We start from the raw sequence: 20593 nt of genomic DNA, 5'->3' as shown, positions 1-20593 counted from the left end.
TATTGCTTCCGCCGAGGACATTAGCTAAAGATGCGCAGATTTGATGAGTGAACTGTTTTAAAAATAGAGTTTTTTAGAGGGTTTGGCCTGATTTTAGATATTTTTAGCTTTTTTAACTGAAGCTGCTGGTAGTTTGGCTTTGAAAGTGGGGCATTCTAATAAATAAAATCCACTATCAGAGTATCGTTAAGATAATCGACAGTGGATTTTTTCTGATTTAGTTTTTTGATTTAGTTTTTTGATTTAGTTTGATGACTCATCACCACTAACCATTAACCACTAACCATTAAGCCAATCAGCCTTTAATGTTATAGGCCCCAGTCGTGTTGAGTACCACGGTAATGGCAGCATCGCTGGTGTTTTTCCAATACCAACCATGGGCACCTGCAAAAGGGGTGGTTAATGAGCCTGTCACTTTATTTGCAGTACTGATGTTGTAGCTTTCATAGTAGCCAGTGGTATCGCCTTGGGGCTCACCGTGAAAGTCAAAAAACAACGGCGCTTCATCAAGGGTGTGCCATTGATAGGTTAAATGAGTAAATTGATTGAGCAGTAATTTATATTCCAACCCTTTGCCTGCAGGAATAACCACATTGACGCTATCCGATCTTACCGCTGCCGTTTTTCGGGCTTGTTTAATGTCTGCAACTAAGGGCGCGGTGACAATGACTAACGCTGCACTCTCTATATCATCTATACCCTCTACACTTTCTGTATTTTCAACAGTCCCTATTTCAGCTGCTTGAGCTATTTTGGTTAACCCTAAGGCTTTGCCAATACCCGTCGGGTCGATATTGTATTCAGCAGGTAATATGGCTGTGACCAGTACAATCGCGGCAATAACACCTGCGGCGATACTGGCTTTAATAAGCGTTGCTGTGGAGTGTACAGGAATAGTTATGGAGTGCACCGGAATAACTATTGGCTGCAACTGTTGTTCATTCTTGTTCATGTTTGTTCCTTAAAAAATGCGGTAAATGATGATGCATATTCCGGCTGATTAATTGATAAAATAGCCAGTTAATTGAAAGCCCACTAACATTAAGCCGCTGCTCATTAGCAAGGTATTGGCGGCGGTAGAAAACTGCAGGTAGCTTTTATGACGTCGCCATAAGCTCATCACGATCAGTATCAATCCCAATGCTAAAAATTGGCCGATTTCAACACCGACATTAAAGGCGATGATGTTGGCAACAAGTCCATCGCTGGGCAGCTGAAACTCTTGAATCTTGGTGGTTAAACCAAAGCCGTGAAACAGTCCAAAGATCATCACTGCAACCTTGGTATTAGGTTGAAACCCGAATACGCGTTTAAAGCCGCCGAGATTATCAAAGCCTTTGTACACAATTGAAAATCCAATAATGGCATCGATAAGATAAGCATTAATCTGCACATCATTTAGCACCCCAAATAGCAGGGTTACACTGTGGCCAATGGTGAATAAACTGACGTAAATCAGCACATCTTTAGTGCGAAATAGAAAGAAAATCACCCCGACGAGAAACAGTAAATGGTCGTATCCAGTGACCATGTGTTTAGCGCCAATGTAAATGAAAGGGAAGATGGAAACGCCCTGATTTAAGGTAAGAAATTGCCGAGTGTCTTCATCAACACCATGGGCAAATAAAGAAAATGAAGCGAAAAGCCCCATGAATATCACCACCATTTTTATGGCAGTGGCCAGTGGTTGGCTCATTGTTGTAACTCCAATAAGTCACGCACAAATGCGCGTTATAAATATCGCTTTACGACTGAGCTCAATCATTGAAGCTCTGCTGAAATAACTCAGTTTGGCCTTGATGAATGCGCAGTCAGTTAAATCACTCTTATTACGAATATGATTATAAAGTCGCTGACTTATTGATGTGGTGGCGGGATTGGGGGAGAAAATTGGTGACTTTGATAATTGACTGGATTATCTGAAAGGGTGCTCGAATGAGAAAGTTCAGCGGTAAAAGTGGATTCGAATGGTGGATGAGCTGCTGAGTGCGAATGGCTAGAATGTTCATGATCTGCAGCGGACTGAGCAGGGTGATTTGCCGTCAGTATTTCTGCCTGTGACTCAGTGGCATTAAAGGGCAGGTTAAGCGTAATGTCAGCGTCATGGTAAGGATGAGAGTGCTGTGATAAATGGGCATGATGATGAGCAAGCACAACACCTGATGGATGTTCTCCGTGAGGATATTGCACTGAGAATGCACTGCTCATGGTAAATAACTGACACAGCAATACCACTAACACTATCGACAGTGTCATTGGGGATAATGGCCTAGATTGAAATGGAAGTTTGGCCTGATGGTTATTGGAGTTCAGTTGTTTAAGCCTTGGTACCAAGTTGCGTCATTTATTCAGCTGATTAAATCAGATAACCTCTAAAACTGCCAGTGCAGTGATTATTGGCACGCCTAAGTAGGGCAAACTAGACTTGAACAGTCGTTCATTGTAAAATTGAGCAATCGTTCAATATAGTAACCTAAATACGTGATGAGAGTCCGTGGTTAGCGTCCGTAATAAGGGTAAGTTTATGAGTAAATTAGCCAAGTTTAATCGTGAAGACACGATTCAAAAAGCGGCCAACCTATATTGGCAAAAAGGTTTTCACGCCACCTCGATGCGCAACCTGCAAGAAGTGATCGATCTCCGTCCTGGTAGTATTTATGCCACCTTTGGCAGCAAAGAAGGGCTGTTTAAAGAGGCTTTACAGTACTATGCTCAAACGGGTGTTGAGATGCTAGCGAGATGTCGCGTCGATGCCGGCTCGCCACTGAAAGCATTAAAACTGTTTATTGAACGCTCTGTCATTTGCAATAAATCTGCAGCCCCGAGCGGTATGTGTATGTTGGTGAAAACGGTGGCAGAATTAACTGAAGACAATGCCGAATTATTAGCTGAAGCTAAAAGTGCCTTAGGGATGGTTGAGGCTGAATTTGCCGCACTACTCACTGAAGCGCAGCAGTTAGGTGAGTTAGATACGACTCAAGATCCACAGGCGTTAGCACGTTTTATTCAAGTGCAGATAATTGGTATTCGTACTTATGCCCATGCCAATCAAGATGACGATACCATTCAAACTCTCATTGATGGTGTATTTGAAAGTTCGCAATTAATGCCTGGCCATTAAAAAGCGTTTGATTGTTGCAATGGCAATGCAGCGGCTAGGGACAAAGAGCACTAAAGTAAAACCTCTAAATAAATGATTTTATTTTTAAGGGATGAATATGGCTATTACACTGGCTTTTGATGTTTATGGCACGCTAATTAACACCCATGGGCTGTTGGCACAATTGCAAACGCTGGTGGGTGATAAAGCCTTTGGGTTCTCAACTACTTGGCGCGAGAAACAATTAGAGTATTCGTTTCGCAGAGGCTTGATGAACAATTATGTTCCTTTTAGTGAGTGTACCCGCCAAGCGCTAGATTATACCTGCCTGTATTATCAAATATCTTTATCTTCAAGCCAAAAACAAGCCTTACTAGAACGCTATAAAACCTTGCCAGCATTTGCAGAAGTAAAGCAAGGCTTGCTGGCATTTAAAGCCCAAGGTTATCGGTTATTTGCCTTTTCAAATGGTACTGCCAAAGCGGTTGAGCAATTATTGCAAACAGCAGGCCTTATTGAGTTATTTGAAGCGATAGTGAGCGCCGATGAGATCAATACCTTTAAGCCTAATCCGGCTATTTATCAGCATTTTTTGCAAGTGTCAGGCTCAGTCGCCAGTCAAACTTGGTTAATCTCCAGTAATTCTTTTGATGTGACGGGGGCTATATCGGCAGGGCTTAAAGCAGCTTGGGTTAAGCGATCACCAACGGCGATATTTGACCCTTGGGAGATTCAGCCCAATGTGATCGCCACTGATTTACTAGCATTAGATAATATGATGAGCCAATTTGCGATTAAAGAGACTTAACGCCGCAGTGATAACATTTACCAAAGCTTATTTAGCAGTGAAGTTAATGAGCCGTGCTCTAAAAGCTTAAAGCAGAACGGGATAAATCCCATCAACAGCGGGTTCATAAACTAAAAAACGGATGATATTTATCATCCGTTTATTATGTCATCGGCTTTAAAAAAGTCTCACCATTAGTTACTTTCTAACTCTGCCAATAGTTGCGTCAGTACCTGTTTATATGACTCAACCGGATGAGCGCCGTTTAAGGCACTAGTGCGGTTAAATATAACCGTCGGTACCGAAGAAATCCCCGCAGCGGTCCATTGGTTTTTTTCAGCGCTGATATGCTCTCTGATGTCGGGGTTGTCTAATAATGCCATAGCCTCATCGACGTTAAGCCCAATAGCTGCCAGTTCATTGGCCAATACTGCTCTATCTGAGACATTTTTATGCTCAGTAAAGTAAGCGCTAAACAAACGTAATTTCAATTCAGTTTGTTTATCAAAACCTTTGGCGTAATCCAGCAATATATGAGCATCAAAGGTATTAACGATATGCATATCGTCGCCAAAGTTAAACTCAAAATCGAATTCGGCGCCGCGCTGGGCAATATTTTCTCTGGCTTTGGCGCTATCTTCAGCACTTGAACCATATTTACGCGCCACATGTGCACGTAATTCTTCACCTTCTGTAGGCATATCAGGATTGAGTTCAAAAGGTTGCCACTCAAGTTCAACTTTGTCTTCTATCCCCAGCTCTTTAATGGCTTGCTGCAAACTCTTGTAACCGACCACACACCATGGACAAACTACATCTGAAACGATATCGAGTTTAATTTTATCTGACATATTACACCTGCCTTGCTATGTGATTTTGGACTTATGCTTTTCTTGGGCTTGTACTTAGGTTTGTACTTAGGTTTGTACTTAGGTTTGAACTTAGGTTCGAATTTAGAATTGTACTTGGATTTAGCTTTGAAAATGATTAAAGCTGATAATTATCAGCTTTAATGTTAACCGTAAACGTCTTACTTATTGGTGAGCGCTGAATTAGCGGCTACTTTTCCCAAGCAAATTGTTGAAAAGGCTTATCCACCGGAGTATGAGCCACATGGTTTACGTAGTTGCTAATGACTTTTTGTGACAGACCTAAAACGATTTCCAGTAACTGTTGCTGACCATAACCTGCTGTAAAGAAGGCTTCCATTTCAGCATCAGATAACAAGCCACGGTTACGCACCATCAACAATGTGGTGTCATGTAGTGCTTGTAATTTAGCGGTTGGCATTGCGGTGCGATTTCTCAGTGCTTCAGTTAATGCGCCATCCACTTTCATCATATGGGCGATGCCAGTATGGGCTGGTACACAGTATGTACAACCATGTTCAACATTAATGGTTTGCCACACTACCGTTAATTCTTCGGCATTGAAAGATGAGCTTTCAAATAGGTTATGCAGTGTTTGATAGGCCTCAAAGGTATTCGGCGATTCAGCAAGCACTCCATGAAGATTGGGCACCATGCCAAAGCTTTTTAAAGACTGTTCTAACATCGTTTTACTTGCTTGTGGTGCAGACTCGATAGTGTGAATAGTAAATTTGCTCATGATGGTGCTCCGAATTTGAATCTTCTTATAAATAATTTAGTTCAAGTCAGTTAGCTCTAGTAAAAAATAGGGGGTAACTTCATTGTGTGAAATAAATATAGACTTAATTGAACGATCGTTCAAGATTTATTTTGAACGATTGTTCAAAATAAAAGTGTTTTGCGATTAATGCATTGAAAAAGCGTAGATTTAAGTTTAATTTCTCGACGTAATTGTTGAGTGATAGCCATTTTTTCTCAGGGCAAAGATAAGCATAAGGGCTTGAGGGAAGTTATTGATACTGAGCAATCGTAAACTTGAAGCTTATATCAACTATTAGGCGGCGACTTTGATTGGATTCAGTTTGGCAGCAAGCTATGATTAGTTTAATCAAAGTTAGCTGAGTACGCTTATTCGAGCTTATTCAAGCTTATTCAAGCTTATTCAAGCTTATTCAAGCTTATTTGAAGTTGCTTGAAGCTTCCAAGGACATGATAAATGCAATCGATTACTAAACAGCTGAGTCTTTTTCTTGATGTGGTGCAGCAGGGTTCGTTTACTAAAGCGGCGGCATTGCACGATATGGATAACTCGTTACTGTCAAAGCAAATCAAAAAGTTGGAAGCCGAATTAGGGGTGCAATTACTTAATCGCTCAACGCGATCGTTTTCATTAACCTCAGCAGGGGAAGAGATCCTCGAACAAACCCTGACGTTATTAGATACCCTAAATCAAATCCAAAATATTGCCGATTCATACCAGTCTGAGCCAAAAGGGATTATTAGAATTACCTCGTCTATCTTCTTTGGTCAGGAGTATCTGCAACCTGTCATCAGCCAATTTATGAAGCAATACCCCAATGTAAAAGTTACCCTGTCATTGGATGATAAACGCGCCGATATTATTTCTGATCACTTTGATGTGGCTTTTAGGATTGGCAAGCTCACAGAGTCGAATTTGATTGCAAAAAAAATTGCCAAGACCCACTTTGCCATCTTGGCATCAGAAGCATTTTTGGCAGAGCATGGTCACCCGCAAACCCCAGAAGAGTTAATTCAATTGCCTGCGGTTATTTATAGCAATGGTAATGTCATCTTAGATCAGATGCGCTTATCCCAGCAGCCCCATGGCGAACAGTTTAAAAACTATAAAATGCAGGGGAATTATAAAGTCAGCGATGTCAGAACCATTATTGAAGCGGTGAAGGATGGCTTAGGTTACACTCATATTGATTTATTTAATTTAAATCAGTCGATTACTGAGCTTAAATTAGTGCCATTATTAACCCGCTATTCACTTTCCACTATGGATACTGGCATATATGCTGTCTATCCGCATCGTAAGCAAACCCTGCTAGTGAGTGAGTTTATTAAAGCGGTGCAGCAATATATTGGCACGCCACCTAAGTGGGTTGAACACGTACCGAATTATAAAAACTTGTATAAATAAACTGAAACTAATTTTAGTGATGGTTATTCATTGTAAGTGAAAAATGTGGCGTAAGTGGTTGTTGCTGAAAGTGTTTGTTTTCAGCCGCAATGAATTAAAAGGAGGGTATACCATGTCTGTAAACAAGTTGATGAGCTTAGGATTCATGCTATTACTTACTGGCTGCGCCGCAACGCAAGCCAGTAAGCAAAAAGCGGCCATGTATCAGTTTGATGAGTTACAGCAGGTTAACTCGATTAGTCATTTTCGACTTGATAGTTGGCGTAGTATCGATAGCCGTAGTTTATTTATTGACGTGCGCCCAAGGCAAAGTTATTTACTGGTGCTTGATGGCATTGATAATAATTTGCAGTTTGCACAAGCCTTATTGGTCTCATCGAAACTGGGGACAGTTGAAGCGGGTTTTGATACGGTATCGACCGCGGCAGAGCCGCAATTCACCACCCGAATAAAAAGCATCTATCGCATTGATGATAAACAGCAAGAACAGCAAGTGAAACAAAAAATAGCAGGCTTTTCAGCGGTTAAAAAGCCTTAGTGGTTAGAGAGTAAAATTAAGCTTGCAGCAGTAACGACAAGTGTCAGTTTAAAAACGATTTTTCACTTGAAAGCGCCACTCCCAATCATCGACATATTCGCCGCTGGTAAAGGGCACCGCGAAATCAATATGGCCGACACTACCGTAGCTGGATTTTGATGAATACACTCTGGCACCAATGCCAATGCTGCCAATGGGGGCGTTGACTTCATTATTGTCATCAGGCCCGCCAAACGCCTGTCCAATATCCACAAAGGTGGCCCAGCCAAGTTCAGCAAGTTGATATAAATTGATGTTGGGATAATAGCGGACTTCTCCTGTGAGCAACCATTGATTATCACCATATTGATAGTCGTTAGGATAACCTCTTACCCCTGTATCATCGCCTAGGGCAAAGGGGTCATCGAGGTAATTATTTTGCGAGCTGGCTAAGCGGGTTTTAGCGTAGGCGGTCCATTTAGGGTTAATGTGGTGGAAGTATTCACCTTGGATGCTGATATTATAGTAATCGGCTTGGCTGGTGTTAAAGCTGGCTTCACCAGTAAGATTAAATAAGAATAAATTATCTTGTTGTTGATAGCCTCGACTGCTACTGACCGTTAGGTGATAGCCTACAGAAGACTCTTCGGCGACATCGCGAGTCTCAATGCCTAATTGCACAAAGTGACGCCAGCCTAAGTTAAAGTCCTCATGATTATTAATCAGATGGATATTAGTAAACACCTTATAATCATCTTGTAAGTATTCATAACTTGCCCAAGGGTATAAAAAGTCTCTGTCTTCAGGCAAGGCTTGATTTGGGAAGGTCTCACTGGGCTCAAATTGGTGTTTATCTTGGGTAAAACCTAAGCTAATTCGCGATAAATCCGCCTCTGTTTTATCAATAAGCCAGCCATAGCCGATAGCGGCATAATCGACATTATGCTCAAACTCATTAACGTCTTGGCCATTTTGTCTTAAGGTATCAATACGTTGATCGGTTAAGTATTCTGCGAAATACCTATCGGGGGTATCTAGTGAGTAAAACGGCTTATTAAAATACAGTTGGGTTGCTTGACCATCACTATTATCATACCAATTGGCAGCAATTGTGGCGTGTTTGATGAATTTTAGTGGTGCTGAAATGCCAAACTTATAACCGGTTCGATCAGCATTTGATTGATATTTAAAGCGGGTTTTAATGCCGCGTCCCATCAAGTTATCTTCTTTTATCCCGACAGAAAACTTAGTTTCACCACCGCTAGAGCTTAAGCTGAAGGTGGGCAAGAGTGACCAATTATCCCAGGTTTCCACCACCACAGTATCTTGCTCATTCTCTGCGCTAGGATCTTTTTCTGCGAGATAAATTTTGGCTTCTCGCAGGTAAGGCTCGGCTCGCAGTAAGCGCTGGGATTCTGCAAAGGTTTTTTGATTTACCTCATCGCCTTCAGTGAACGTAAGCTTATCGAGGATCGTTGCTTCAGTGGTGTTGATATGTAGCCAGTTGGCCCAGTGGTGAATAAAGAAGGCATCAGGGTCTGATTCATCAAAAATAGCATTGCTCTGCACGATAATGTTATCGACAGTAAAGGGGGTTGACTGGTTTTTGCTGTTTGTCATTACCAATGCCGAGGCTGAATGCTGCAGGTTGTTAATTTGCTCAGCATGTGCCGCGGCGATAGAGATAATCAAGGTAATAACAAGGATAATGGCTAAAGCGCAATTAGCGCGAATTATCACAATATTATTAGTTTTTATTATGGTACCTACTCAATTATTTATAGAAGGGATAGCTAATTAAGCTATTGAGTAAATAGCATTTAAAATTTCAACAGCTGAAATTAAATGCCTTATCTTAGTATGGCGGGTATTTAAAATTTCGCTGATTTATTTAATTATCCTATTCAGAGGAGTTATTGTTAGAAGAAATAACTGAGAAGGTTCTGCATCTTAGAATGATGTTAGATCATAAAAAAGGAGCCTCATCAGGGCTCCTTTTTAGAAGGGATTAGCAATGAACGGTGCTAATGGTTTACTTAAGTCGTTTTAATTTTTAGAAACGACCTACAATACCTATACCAGCGCCGATACCATCAGCATCAGAATCAAGTACTTTTGATAGTTCAAACGTTGCAGAGAAAGAATCAGACATACGTAACCAGTAAGCTGTTTTTAGTGCAAAGTTATTATCTGAACCGTTATCTGAATAACCAGCACCAACAGACCATGCTTTAGTAACATACCAATCAGCATTTAAGTCGAAAGTGTCATTATCATCAGTATGGAGCCACATAGCACCTAAATCGACACCTGAAGTGCTTTCAAGGGCAAGGAAACTACGGATTTCTGCACCAAAAGATGATTCGATATTATCACTACCGTCAGTGTAGAAAACTGCAACTTTTGAGCTGTCATTGAAGTAATAACCTACATCAACTTTGTATACACTGAAATCGACAACGTCAAAATCAAGTTTCTGATATGCGCCGCCAACGAACCATTTATTATCAAATACATAAGTACCATCAATACCAATGCTATCAAAATCAGCAGCATCAAACATTGAGTAGTCAGCACCAATGTTTGTTGTTTGGGCTAAGAAGCCATTTAGCGCATATGGACTTTCATCTTGAGAAACAGGAGCGGTGTAATAACGGTAGTTAACATTCCATGCTCCGTCGCCGAATTCTTCAGAATTAGCAGAGTATTTAAGACCCGCTTCATGTTGAAATGGTGCATCTTGAGCTGCCATAGCAGGTAATGCGAATAAACTAGTTAAAAGTGCTAAAGCTGTAACGTTTTTCATCAATCATTCCTTTATTTGATTTATTGTCGCTAGGTAATTCAAGCAAGATAGGCAATGGTGAAATCAAGTTGAGGTGCTTCATCCATTTAACCGAAATACAGCCTAACATCATAGTCGGGTCTGCAGGCTTCTCTAGCGGCGCACAAGATATTACAAAATCAGATGGAATGAAATAAAAAAAGTTAAATATCTAATAAATAATAACATTTTTACATCAAAAAGAATGTTTTTGTTGTTAAATATATACATTGAGGTAGGTGTGGTGGCAGTGGTAAAAGGTTGGTCGGTTTATTCTTTAGGTGGTTTTTTTGAGTGATGATGTGGTGTGATTATCAAAGAAAGGGAGCAGATTCACTCCCTAAGTTATTTTTTAGGGAGCAAGATCATTAACAAAAACACTAGGTAAGCCATGTGGATATAGCATTAGCTAAGAGCCAGTAATATTATAAACTGCGTTTAGGCGGTACGATGACGTTAGCGAAAATAAGTCCAGCAATCAGTGACATAAAAATCAAGAACACTTGTGAGCCAATATGGGCCTGATTGAGCATGGTTTCACCTGAAATCATTGCGTTTAAGCCGATATAGGTTTTACTGCCAGGCACCAAAATAACAATGCCTTGAAGTAGGGCAATGGATACCGGTGCTTTCATCCAACGGGCAAATAAGTTGGAGTAAATGCCCACCGCCAGTGCGCCGACAAAAATACCAATAGACTCGCCTAAATATAAGCCGCCAATCATGGCTGAAAAATACGCCACGATACCGGCAAAAATGCCCCAAGGTGAATCCTTAAGGCGGGCTTTAAAGATAATCACTAACGCCATTGAGAGTAATGGCACCGCCGCCCACGAGGCATAAATTGGTAGCGCGTAAGGCTCAATATGCACTGATTCGCCAAACATGACTTTACCCAGTGTCATGCCTAATACGGCGCCAAAATACAGCTTAAACAGCAGCATCATCGCATCCATAATTCTGGCTGTGCCAGAGATGAGATCCCGCGCGGCTAACTCCGCAAGCCCCAGTGTTAATGCTAAACCGGGAATAAAAATAATAATCCCAGAGAGGATCACCACAGGAATATTAATACTAGGGTCTAATATGGCAATACCGCAGGCAAGAATCGCACATATCACCGCCGCAAGGGGCTCAAGCATTTCTGCCATTCGTGACGAGCGCTCAGCCCAAAAAACCATGCCATAAACCAGTAGCCCTAGCATGGCTGACCAGAACACATCATTCCAACTGGTGTCCATCAGCATCGCAAAAGCGCCGGCGCTGACGCCAAAAGACAGCAAGGTTAATTTATGGCCGTAAGGGTTAGGCTTGTTGGCAATTTCTTCTAGGCGATTAAGGGCTTCGGTTAAGGTGCGCTGACCTGTGGTTAGCTCTTCAACTAAATCAAACGTGCGGGCAAGGGAGCCTAAATCTAACTCCCCTGGTTTGACCCGCGCCACATGATTATATTCTTGCTCAGTATCATGCTGTAACACGAAGGTCATTGAAGTGGGCGAGATCAAAAAATAGCCTTCAATCCCCAAGGTAGTAGAGACCGTTTGTAAATGGGACTCAAGGCGATATGCCGGGGTGCCAAATTTGTGCAACGCCTTACCTAATCTTATGATAAATCGGCGTTTTTCAATGAAGTTGTCATCGTTCATTTTGCATGGTCACTCTAGGGTAAAAGGGAGTCGTTATTTGGCGCGCATAGTAACCGAAATGTGCTTTACTGAATACCTACATTTGGCTATTTTTACGATTTTATCAGTCGGTTAAAAAGCATTGGCATAATTTAGTTTATACATACTGTAGACCAGAAATGTTTAAGCTGAGGTATTAACGCTCAAAGCGCAGGTCAAAGGGGGGATTAAAGGCAGAGGTTAGCGACGAGCCATGTTGATTTTTTGGCTGTAAAACCAGCAAGCAGACAGGTATCTATGATGGCAATGTTATAGCTAACGGCCTAGGTATTACCTAAGCCGTTGATGACAGGTTAATTAAAGCGACTGACTGTCTTTAACGATAGTGCTAGATGCTTTAAATAAATGAATCGCACCCCATGCCAAAATAATCATTGAGATACTGAGGGAATAGCGCAGTGATTGCTCGCCAAACTGTGGTACTAAAGCGTCACTGACCATGCCAACCACTAATGGTCCAAAGCCTTGACCTAAAATTGCCATACACAGCATGGTTAGTGCCACGGCCATGGCTTTCATTTTAGGCCCTGCAACGGTTTGCACTGCGGCAAATGATGGCCCAGTCCCAGTTGATAAGGTAAATACCCCTAAAAATAATAGCCCCAGTGCCAGCGTTGAGTTAGCAACTAAAAAGCTGCCGATAAAGATTGGAATGACAATCACAAAGCAACATGCGGCCCATTTGACTTCCCAGCGCTGATCTTTAGCAATAATCTTAGGGGCTAAAAACGCCCCTGCCAAGGTACCAAACAAGGTACCAAAGCCCATTACCGAACCATAAAGAACACCGACTTCTTCAAGGCTCATGTGATGGGTTCGGATTAAAAATGACGGTAGCCACTGCACAATGCCATAATTACCAAACGCGCCCATAGATAGCCCTAACATCAGGTTTCGATAGGTTCTTTGTGTTAGCAGATGTTTGATGGTCGCAATAAGGTTGAGCTTATCATTATCAGCATTGATGAGCGGATTGCTGACACTATCTAGGCCTCTGTTATCTTTTACTGTCAGCCAAACCACCAAGCCCACGATTAAACCGGGCAGGCCCATAAAAATAAAGGTCATTTGCCAACCCACACTGTTGGCCAGTAAGCCGCCTAAAATTAATCCCGCTAAAATACCAACGGTGCCGCCAGCTTGGAAAATACCAATCGCAAAGGCTTTTTGTTTACCGGGAAATAAGTCCCCCAGCATGGCGTGACTGGCAGGAATACAGCCTGCCTCACCCACTCCGACGCCAATTCTGGCTAATAGTAGTTGAATGAAGTTAACTGACATACCGCAAGCTGCAGTCATGGCACTCCACAGCGCCACACTAACAGAGATGATCAATGGACGATTATATTTATCTGCCAGTCTGGCAATGGGAATACCAAACACAGCATAGAAAAAGGCGAACGCAAAGCCGGTTAACAAACCTAGTTGCGTATCAGAAAGGCTTAAGTCGTGCTTTATTGGTTCGATTAACACCGACAATACGAAGCGGTCCATATAAGCCAAGGCGCACACTAGCGCCAGCATAAACAGCACATAATAGCGATTGCTCGCCTTGCTATCTTCGGCAGTTGTGGGCCGGTTTTCGGCGTTTAATGCGCCATCGTCGCTGATGACATTGCTGGAACTTTTCATAAATGATCCTTGTTATTATTGTTATCGGCGAAGCGTTTACGCGCTAATGGGAAAGCTGGCATCATTATCAATGGGATATATAGGGTGCGTGAGCTTGGTATGCGCAAATTCGCCCACTCTGGCGGTGGTAAGCCCGGGTGAGTCAGCCATCAGTAAGTGATCACTTACTTTTTGGTAGAAGGCGCGCCAATGTGCTGATGATTTAACGCAAACCACATCGTATTCATAAATATCAATGCCGTGGGCACGCCCCGATACATCGTCAAAAGCTTGGCCTAAACCGGTTTGCACAATCACATCCACTTGGCCAACGGTGAGTCTCACTGAAGGGCCTAAATCGAAGCTGACACCGTTTAACATCGGCCCACGAATGGTTTCTATGCCATCAGAAATCGACTTTACATAAGCTGTGCACGCAATAGGATTGCCACTGCGAAGTGGATCTAACTTGCCACCTAAATTGACACTAATCGTTGCGCCAACACCCGCCTCAATCGCTTGCTTTACCACTTGGGGATCGCGAATATTAAAAAAGGCCACTTTACCCAAGTCGGTGGTGAGGATTTTACTCAGCAAATGGGTTGTGTCACCGGTACAGCCGCCACCGGGATTGTCACCGATATCTGCAATCACAATCGGTTTATTATCATTTTCCCAAAAAGCGGCAGGGGCTTGATAGAGGCCTTTAGTGGCAAGAATATCGGTTGTGATGGCAATGGTTTGATCGACATTAGGTGGCAGATTAAGGCTGAGTTGTCTGTTGTCCCAAATCCATTGGGCAAATTCAGTGGCAATTTGCTCAGCTAACACAATATCGTTGTCAGTGGTCACTAATACATACATGCCGCAATATTCAGTGTCTTGATAGGGAAAACCGTGCATTACCGAGCAATTGAGTATTTGAGGATTTTCTTCATAGGCAAGGCACTTATCGCGGATTAAGGTGCCAAAGGTACCTGCCTCCATGGTGGTTGAAGGCGGCAATAAAATCGGAATTTTCTGGTAATTCATGGTGGGCGTCAGTTGATTTAAAAAGGCGCTAACCCCAGTGAGTAGTGCTTCTTTGGCGCAAGGATTAAAATCTACGTGGGCATATTCTTTACAGGTGGTGTAATAGTCATATTCACGAGCAATAAGATCTGTCACTTTGCCATGTAAATCAGTTGAGGCAACGATTTTGGTGTCAACCCCAACGACCTCGCGGATGGACTTAGCCAGATCGCCTTCTAAATCTGAGGTGCTTTGGACGATACCTGCGCCATGAACCATCAAATAAAATACATCGACTGGCTCATTGGCTAATGTTGATAACAGCTGCTGCTTGACGGCGGCATAAGCATCGTCGGTAACTGTGCCGAATGTGGTGTTAACGTGCATGAATACTGTTGGGACGATTTCCCAGTCACTTTCGAGACAGGCATCAATAGCGCCGCCCATGGCAGTACCCGCAAGCTTTAATAGCGCTTCACCTTCATACACCACTAAATCTTTAAGGGTTGTCGGCCCAGTTAACTCTGTGGCATAGGTGTTTGTTTCATGAAATAGCCCACCGATCCCCACGCGAATTTTATTTGAATCTTTCATGCCACCACCAACTTGTAATCAAAACGTTAACGTTAAGATAGGGGCTTAAGCAATCACCACACTGTCACATTGATTACATTTGCTGAACATTATGCGCCGAAACAGCAGTTGTCAGTCCAGTGACAAAGACGCTGCTGGCAAATGTTAAGATGAAATCTTTTTGTTCGTTGCGTGAAAGTTACCACTTTGTAATCTAGATGACAGATTGCCTCTAATCAGTTTGTTACCCCTAGATAAAGGCAAAGTTGTTGAGTTGCGCAGTTTGGGAGCGTGCTGTTTTTTGCTTATAAAAATAATCCAATAAACAAAAATAAATAAACAGGTGCGACGATGAAGAGAACACAATTAGGTATCGCAATTAGTGTGGTTTTGCTGGGGCTTAGTGCTCCAAGCTATGCACAAGAAAATGACCCTACGCAACAAGACAACGCCACAGGTATTGAAGTCATTCAGGTGACATCACAAAAACGCGCCCAATCAATTAATGAAGTCCCTATTGCCATCAGTGCCATGAACGAGACCGATATTGAAAGGCTAGGCGCGCAAGATGTGCGAGACATGCAATTTAGTGTGCCGAACATGATTGTCACTGGGTACATAGAGTCGTCACCATCTTTTGGTATTCGCGGTATTAGTGATCGCTCACGTAACCCAGGTTACGATAACCGCGTTGGGGTATATATTGATGGCGTTTGGGTTGGGCGCTCATCAGCTGCTAACCAATCCGCGTTAGATGTTGAACGTGTTGAAGTATTGCGCGGCCCTCAGGGAACCCTATTTGGTAAAAATACCGTTGCTGGTGCGATTAATATTATTACTAAACGACCACATTCAGATGAGCTGAGCGGGCGTTTAGGTGTGGATATTGGCAATTTTGGCCTGCAAAGCTATAACGGCAGTATTAATGTTCCATTTTCTGAAGATTTTTCAGGGCGCTTGTCAGTGACGAAAACCGATCGTGATGGTTTTGTTGAAAACAGCGATCCGCTGGGGGTGATCCTCCCAGCAGATAAATTTGTTGATGAATTCAATAATAAAGATGAGCTGGCAACCCGAGCGCAATTTTATTGGCATGCGGGTGAGAATACCAACGTGTCGTTAAGCTTTGATTATGTTGAAAATAAAGCCAACGTATTACTGGGTGAAAAAGTCGATGATCCACTCGCACCGGATGTCAATGTGGTGTCATTAGATTCAACCCAAAGGTTAGATAGCACCATTAAAGGCAGCGGGCTGACCATTGATCATACCTTTGCCAATGAATTCCAATTAACATCGGTTACAGGCCTACGTAGCTCAGAATGGAACTTAAGTGATGTGGATGAAGACTATTCGCCACTGCCCTATGCCTTTACTGAATTTCAAACAGAAGACTCAACTCACTTCTCTCAAGAGTTAAGACTCGCTTCTCCTGCCTATGAAAGCTTTGATTACATTGTTGGCGCTTACTACCTAACCCAAAGTATTGAGGGTGACTCAGATGTCCAAGCCTTTGCACCTGCACTTAACCCAGCTGCGCCACCAGTGTATGTTGGTGCTAGCCGTGTAGCTGATGTTGATGCCGATTCATATGCGCTATTTGCCCACGGTAATTATCGATTTACTGATCAGTGGAGTATCACCGCAGGTCTTCGTTACACCTATGAAGAGAAAGCTATTGATTACACCATTGTTGATACTTCAGGCTTGTTTACTAATTTATCAGCCAAAGAGTCACGTGACGCATCAGATGTATCACCTACGGTGAGCTTAAATTGGATCCCTGTTGAAGATTTACTGCTATTTGCCCGCTATTCTCGCGGCTTTAAAAGCGGTGGTTATAATGCCGACTTAATCAATGATGCCGAAGCGTTACCTTTTGAAGATGAGTCGGTTGATTCTTATGAAATTGGCTTTAAGTCGCCATTTTTAGATAACACCTTAAATCTAAATGCCAATGTGTTTATCTCACAACATGATGATTACCAAGTGCAAAGCTTTACTCAACTGCCATCAGGTGGCACGGCCATTACTATTACCAATGCCGCAGAAGTTGAAAGTAAAGGCTTTGAACTTGAGCTGCAATGGCAACCTATCGACAGTCTACAGTTGTGGGCAAACTATGGTTACACTGATGCTGAATTTAAAGCTTTTCCAGAGCCAGCAGGCCCTGGTACTGACTTCTCGGGTAATCAATTAGCTGAAGCGCCTAAATATACCTATGGCATTGGCGCTGAGTATCGTTATTCACTGAACTATGGCGATTTTGTGGTTCAGGCTGATTACTTCAAACGGGATAAGTTTTACTCAAACCCAGATAATGCCGTCAGTAACTTAAACCAAGAGCGCGGTGAAAGCGCTGCAAGAATTGGCTTTGAAGCTGAGTCAGGCGCATGGAATGTGTTCTTATGGGGTAAAAATCTGGCAGATGATGTGTCGCAAATTCATAACTCGACCTCATTTTTGGGCATAGGACGTGCTCAGTACAGCCAGCCAAGAACCTATGGCGTTAAAGGACAATATAAGTTTTAGCCTTGCAGGTGTAACCTTGGTCTAGCTAACGCTTAACCTTGGTTTTGACGATAAATAAAAAGCGCAGATTATTTTATAATCTGCGCTTTTTTGATGCTATTTAACTTAATGTTTAAAGTGAGCCATTAACTTCAACTCGTCACTGCAGTCATTAACTCATCCCGTAACTTGCGGGCAATTAAGCCTATTTACGCCTATGACGCGATGGCTTTAACAGCCACTTGAGAGGTGATCATTTTATCCACCCCAGATATTTTGACTAACGGCTTAGAATCTAAAATACGGATTTTTCCATAGTGATATTCAATAAATCCGGCATCTGACCAATCTTTCAGTAACTTGTTAATGGCCTGACGGGTAGCACCTACTGAAGAGGCTAACATCTCTTGGGTAAATTCAAGCTCTTGGCAAGCAGAGTTAGGAACATTAGTGGCTGAAAAGGCCAGTAAAAATAATATTTGATTGGCTAAGCGGCGCTCTAAATTAAAAAATAACCCATACTCATACATGTTAAACACCTCTCGAATACGATAGGCCACATGCTCACACAGTGTTTTATAAATAATGGGATATTTTTCAGTTAATTGCTCGAAGTCCTTCGATAAAATTTTACCGACTTTGACCTCACCAATGGCGATAACATCTTGCGGGCGTACATCATTATCAATAGCGGATAAAAAACCGATGCAGTCACCCTCACCATAAATCACATAAGTGGCTTCTTTACCATTGTCGGCAATAACTCTTAGACGGACCGTACCACTGAGTATTTGATATTGGCCCGCGCCAGCACCTGATTCACCTTTTCTGTAAATGTGCTCTCCATCACTAAAGTGTTTTATTTTAAATGTAGCGGTTACTTCGTCTTGAATGTGTTGCGGCAATAACGCAATCCAATTAGCTGTATTCGACATACTAGAGCTCACTTTGGTTATTATTTTTAGTATTTATGCTGAAATTGACGGCCATATTTTATTGTTATATTGGCTTTTTTCTTGTAAAAAATTTAGCCATCACCGTAAAAGGCTGCTGATTATTTCTACCATGACTGAGGTCGACAGCATAGTAATAAATGGTGCTAATTTGTTACCTGCAGGCTTAGCGGGATCTTTTTTATTAACAAGAGTTACCCAAGTGTCATCTTGATTGCAGTGTTGGCCAAATAATTACTCCTATAATGATTTTTAATCATCATGACATCATTGATATAAGGTTGAATTTAAATGGCTAAACAAGTATTAGGTAACAATGCCTTAGGCTTACCTTTCTCTCCAGCAGTTGCTGCTGGTGGGTTTATTTTTTTATCTGGGCAGATGGCGTTTGATCAGAACAATCAATTAGTGGATGGTGATATCACCGTGCAGACCAAGCAAGTGCTAACCAACATCAAAAACTTATTGGCAGAGCAAGATTTAACGCTGGACGCCATTGTAAAAAATACCATTTGGTTAACCCACGTTGAAGATTTTGCCGCCTTTAATCAGGCCTATGCTGAATTTTTCCCTAATAATCCTCCTGCTAGAGCGACTGTGAGATCTGATTTATTGATCCCGGGTGCGCGCATTGAAATTGAAGCGTTAGCGATAAAAGATTAGCCACCAATTAGCGCTGTAATGCTTGAGGGGAAAACATGAATATCATTATTATTGGTAGTGGACTGTTGGGCTTGAGCACCGCTTATCAGCTACATGCTCAAGGGCATCAAGTCACAGTGATTGATCGACGTGAAAGTGCAGGCCTTGAAACCAGTTTTGCCAACGGCGGCTTACTGACCCCCAGTTTGTCAGATCCTTGGAATGCACCAGGTGTGTTCTTTAATATGCTAAAAATGATTGGCAAAGAAGACTCGCCATTACTACTCAGACCTAAAGCATTACCCTCGCTGGCATTGTGGGGGCTCTCCTTTCTAAAAAACTCTCGCCGTAAAACCTACGAGCAAAGTATTTTTCGTAACACCCGCATGGCGAAATACACCCTAGATGTGCTTGATGATATGACCCAAGCAATCGGTTTGACTGATCTGGGTGGTGGCAGTGGCACCATTAAGGTCTGTCGTCAGCAACAGGAGCTGGATGAAGTGCTGGCCATGGCCGAGTTTCTTCAGCCTGAAGCGGTTAAGTTTACTATGCTCAGCCGTGATGACACCTTTAAACTTGAGCCTGCATTGGCCCCGCTAAACGATAAGGTTGCGGGGAGTATTTATTTTCCTGAAGATCGCTTTGGCGATGCCCATCAATACTGTGTTGAGCTAACAACTTACCTTGAAAAAGTAGGGGTGCAGTTTTTATATAACACCACAGTAAGCGATATTATTAAGCACCAGGGCAAAATCACCCACATTAACACTAGCCAAGGCCAGTTAGATGCCGATGCATTTGTATTGGCAGCAGGCAGTTACACGCCGTTATTAGCGAATAAAGTGGGCGTTAATATTCCGGTTCGCCCCTGTAAAGGTTATTCATTAACCCTAACGCTTGATGGCTGGCAGGGCGGGCCTAGCATGCCTGTGATAGACCATTCGCTGCACGCTGGGGTGGTGCCGCTAGGGAATCGAATTCGGGTGGCGGGTACGGCAGAGTTTAACGGTTATGATACCCAGTTAAATCCTGGGCGGTTGCAGAATCTTTATGATTTATTGCAGGCGATTTACCCTGAGTCTAGCGCTTTTGTGAACCCAGAAACCACCCAAAGTTGGACGGGTTTACGACCGGTGTCAGCATCGGGTGTACCGCTAATTGGCCGCTCAAAAATTGATAATTTATATATTAATACTGGCCATGGGCATTTAGGCTGGACGATGGCGGCAGGCTCTGGCAAGGCGCTTGCAGACCTTATTAGTGGCGAGCGCCCTGAAATATCTCTCGCTGATTACGCAGTTAATTGCTGAGTTAATTGCTGAGTTAATTGGACAGGGTAG

General features: G+C 42.5%; 18 protein-coding genes. 7 read left to right on the top strand and 11 right to left on the bottom strand.

Annotated features, from left to right (window positions below; all coding sequences use genetic code 11):
* Positions 1 to 295: 295 nt before the first annotated feature.
* The 3 genes from Q4591_RS15680 to Q4591_RS15670 form a co-directional block, all read right to left on the bottom strand.
* Positions 296 to 952 carry a hypothetical protein gene (locus tag Q4591_RS15680; RefSeq protein ID WP_198589289.1) on the bottom strand — a complete coding sequence of 219 codons (657 nt, stop codon included), beginning with the start codon at positions 950 to 952 and terminating at the stop codon, positions 296 to 298.
* Between the two features lie 48 nt (positions 953 to 1000).
* Positions 1001 to 1696 (bottom strand): HupE/UreJ family protein, encoded by a 696-nt coding sequence (locus Q4591_RS15675; RefSeq protein ID WP_303461815.1) that lies wholly within the window; start codon positions 1694 to 1696, stop codon positions 1001 to 1003.
* A gap of 161 nt (positions 1697 to 1857) precedes the next feature.
* Complete coding sequence (locus Q4591_RS15670; protein ID WP_303461813.1) at positions 1858 to 2256, bottom strand: hypothetical protein; 399 nt, start codon at positions 2254 to 2256, stop codon at positions 1858 to 1860.
* Between the two features lie 268 nt (positions 2257 to 2524).
* Here Q4591_RS15670 and Q4591_RS15665 point away from each other — a divergent pair, with 268 nt between their 5' ends.
* Positions 2525 to 3121 (top strand): TetR/AcrR family transcriptional regulator, encoded by a 597-nt coding sequence (locus Q4591_RS15665; protein WP_303412313.1) that lies wholly within the window; start codon positions 2525 to 2527, stop codon positions 3119 to 3121.
* A 97-nt stretch (positions 3122 to 3218) separates the two neighbouring features.
* The gene (locus Q4591_RS15660) at positions 3219 to 3908 is read left to right on the top strand and encodes a haloacid dehalogenase type II (protein WP_102530826.1); all 690 of its coding nucleotides are present in this window, start codon (positions 3219 to 3221) and stop codon (positions 3906 to 3908) included.
* A 173-nt stretch (positions 3909 to 4081) separates the two neighbouring features.
* Here the strand turns inward: Q4591_RS15660 and Q4591_RS15655 are convergent, their stop codons facing one another.
* A complete protein-coding gene (locus tag Q4591_RS15655; protein WP_303412310.1) occupies positions 4082 to 4738 on the bottom strand; it encodes a DsbA family oxidoreductase in 657 nt (218 codons plus the stop codon).
* Positions 4739 to 4946: 208 nt separating this feature from the next.
* Entirely contained in the window at positions 4947 to 5495 is a 549-nt protein-coding gene (locus Q4591_RS15650) for a carboxymuconolactone decarboxylase family protein (protein ID WP_102440313.1), read from the bottom strand.
* Positions 5496 to 5972: 477 nt separating this feature from the next.
* Here Q4591_RS15650 and Q4591_RS15645 point away from each other — a divergent pair, with 477 nt between their 5' ends.
* Both Q4591_RS15645 and Q4591_RS15640 read left to right on the top strand, forming a co-directional pair.
* Positions 5973 to 6923, top strand: coding sequence for a LysR family transcriptional regulator (locus tag Q4591_RS15645; RefSeq protein ID WP_303412306.1), 951 nt, complete (start codon positions 5973 to 5975; stop codon positions 6921 to 6923).
* 112 nt (positions 6924 to 7035) lie between these two features.
* On the top strand, positions 7036 to 7461 hold the full coding sequence (locus Q4591_RS15640; RefSeq protein WP_102440311.1) for a DUF6491 family protein: 426 nt from the start codon (positions 7036 to 7038) through the stop codon (positions 7459 to 7461).
* A gap of 48 nt (positions 7462 to 7509) precedes the next feature.
* Here Q4591_RS15640 and Q4591_RS15635 read toward each other — a convergent pair whose 3' ends face one another.
* The 5 genes from Q4591_RS15635 to Q4591_RS15615 form a co-directional block, all read right to left on the bottom strand.
* Positions 7510 to 9060 carry a ShlB/FhaC/HecB family hemolysin secretion/activation protein gene (locus Q4591_RS15635; protein ID WP_102440352.1) on the bottom strand — a complete coding sequence of 517 codons (1551 nt, stop codon included), beginning with the start codon at positions 9058 to 9060 and terminating at the stop codon, positions 7510 to 7512.
* 433 nt (positions 9061 to 9493) lie between these two features.
* Positions 9494 to 10246, bottom strand: coding sequence for a putative porin (locus Q4591_RS15630; RefSeq protein WP_303461811.1), 753 nt, complete (start codon positions 10244 to 10246; stop codon positions 9494 to 9496).
* Positions 10247 to 10689: 443 nt separating this feature from the next.
* Positions 10690 to 11910 carry a threonine/serine exporter ThrE family protein gene (locus tag Q4591_RS15625; protein ID WP_102440310.1) on the bottom strand — a complete coding sequence of 407 codons (1221 nt, stop codon included), beginning with the start codon at positions 11908 to 11910 and terminating at the stop codon, positions 10690 to 10692.
* Between the two features lie 336 nt (positions 11911 to 12246).
* On the bottom strand, positions 12247 to 13581 hold the full coding sequence (locus tag Q4591_RS15620; protein ID WP_303461809.1) for an MFS transporter: 1335 nt from the start codon (positions 13579 to 13581) through the stop codon (positions 12247 to 12249).
* Between the two features lie 36 nt (positions 13582 to 13617).
* Positions 13618 to 15165, bottom strand: coding sequence for a M81 family metallopeptidase (locus tag Q4591_RS15615; protein ID WP_303461807.1), 1548 nt, complete (start codon positions 15163 to 15165; stop codon positions 13618 to 13620).
* 330 nt (positions 15166 to 15495) lie between these two features.
* Between Q4591_RS15615 and Q4591_RS15610 the strand changes: the two genes are divergently transcribed.
* A complete protein-coding gene (locus Q4591_RS15610; RefSeq protein ID WP_303461806.1) occupies positions 15496 to 17676 on the top strand; it encodes a TonB-dependent receptor in 2181 nt (726 codons plus the stop codon).
* Positions 17677 to 17870: 194 nt separating this feature from the next.
* Here Q4591_RS15610 and Q4591_RS15605 read toward each other — a convergent pair whose 3' ends face one another.
* On the bottom strand, positions 17871 to 18590 hold the full coding sequence (locus tag Q4591_RS15605; protein WP_102440306.1) for a Crp/Fnr family transcriptional regulator: 720 nt from the start codon (positions 18588 to 18590) through the stop codon (positions 17871 to 17873).
* A gap of 309 nt (positions 18591 to 18899) precedes the next feature.
* Here Q4591_RS15605 and Q4591_RS15600 point away from each other — a divergent pair, with 309 nt between their 5' ends.
* Positions 18900 to 19271 (top strand): RidA family protein, encoded by a 372-nt coding sequence (locus tag Q4591_RS15600; RefSeq protein WP_102475793.1) that lies wholly within the window; start codon positions 18900 to 18902, stop codon positions 19269 to 19271.
* 35 nt (positions 19272 to 19306) lie between these two features.
* Positions 19307 to 20563 (top strand): D-amino acid dehydrogenase, encoded by a 1257-nt coding sequence (locus Q4591_RS15595; RefSeq protein ID WP_303461804.1) that lies wholly within the window; start codon positions 19307 to 19309, stop codon positions 20561 to 20563.
* The last annotated feature ends 30 nt before the right edge of the window (positions 20564 to 20593 follow it).

Origin of the sequence: Shewanella sp. 3_MG-2023, assembly GCF_030548765.1 — a bacterium.
Classification (GTDB): Bacteria; Pseudomonadota; Gammaproteobacteria; order Enterobacterales; family Shewanellaceae; genus Shewanella.
Note: the sequence above shows the minus strand (reverse complement) of the source record. Positions and strands in the feature narration are given on the sequence as shown.

Excerpts from the sequence above, each read along its gene's own strand:
- Q4591_RS15605 (WP_102440306.1), bottom strand. The coding sequence starts at position 18,590 with ATGTCGAATACAGCTAATTGGATTGCGTTATTGCCGCAACACATTCAA.
- Q4591_RS15655 (WP_303412310.1), bottom strand. The coding sequence starts at position 4,738 with ATGTCAGATAAAATTAAACTCGATATCGTTTCAGATGTAGTTTGTCCA.
- Q4591_RS15650 (WP_102440313.1), bottom strand. The coding sequence starts at position 5,495 with ATGAGCAAATTTACTATTCACACTATCGAGTCTGCACCACAAGCAAGT.
- Q4591_RS15640 (WP_102440311.1), top strand. The coding sequence starts at position 7,036 with ATGTCTGTAAACAAGTTGATGAGCTTAGGATTCATGCTATTACTTACT.
- Q4591_RS15630 (WP_303461811.1), bottom strand. The coding sequence starts at position 10,246 with ATGAAAAACGTTACAGCTTTAGCACTTTTAACTAGTTTATTCGCATTA.
- Q4591_RS15675 (WP_303461815.1), bottom strand. The coding sequence starts at position 1,696 with ATGAGCCAACCACTGGCCACTGCCATAAAAATGGTGGTGATATTCATG.
- Q4591_RS15665 (WP_303412313.1), top strand. The coding sequence starts at position 2,525 with ATGAGTAAATTAGCCAAGTTTAATCGTGAAGACACGATTCAAAAAGCG.
- Q4591_RS15670 (WP_303461813.1), bottom strand. The coding sequence starts at position 2,256 with ATGACACTGTCGATAGTGTTAGTGGTATTGCTGTGTCAGTTATTTACC.
- Q4591_RS15620 (WP_303461809.1), bottom strand. The coding sequence starts at position 13,581 with ATGAAAAGTTCCAGCAATGTCATCAGCGACGATGGCGCATTAAACGCC.
- Q4591_RS15635 (WP_102440352.1), bottom strand. The coding sequence starts at position 9,060 with ATGACAAACAGCAAAAACCAGTCAACCCCCTTTACTGTCGATAACATT.
- Q4591_RS15610 (WP_303461806.1), top strand. The coding sequence starts at position 15,496 with ATGAAGAGAACACAATTAGGTATCGCAATTAGTGTGGTTTTGCTGGGG.
- Q4591_RS15600 (WP_102475793.1), top strand. The coding sequence starts at position 18,900 with ATGGCTAAACAAGTATTAGGTAACAATGCCTTAGGCTTACCTTTCTCT.
- Q4591_RS15680 (WP_198589289.1), bottom strand. The coding sequence starts at position 952 with ATGAACAAGAATGAACAACAGTTGCAGCCAATAGTTATTCCGGTGCAC.
- Q4591_RS15625 (WP_102440310.1), bottom strand. The coding sequence starts at position 11,910 with ATGAACGATGACAACTTCATTGAAAAACGCCGATTTATCATAAGATTA.
- Q4591_RS15660 (WP_102530826.1), top strand. The coding sequence starts at position 3,219 with ATGGCTATTACACTGGCTTTTGATGTTTATGGCACGCTAATTAACACC.
- Q4591_RS15615 (WP_303461807.1), bottom strand. The coding sequence starts at position 15,165 with ATGAAAGATTCAAATAAAATTCGCGTGGGGATCGGTGGGCTATTTCAT.
- Q4591_RS15645 (WP_303412306.1), top strand. The coding sequence starts at position 5,973 with ATGCAATCGATTACTAAACAGCTGAGTCTTTTTCTTGATGTGGTGCAG.
- Q4591_RS15595 (WP_303461804.1), top strand. The coding sequence starts at position 19,307 with ATGAATATCATTATTATTGGTAGTGGACTGTTGGGCTTGAGCACCGCT.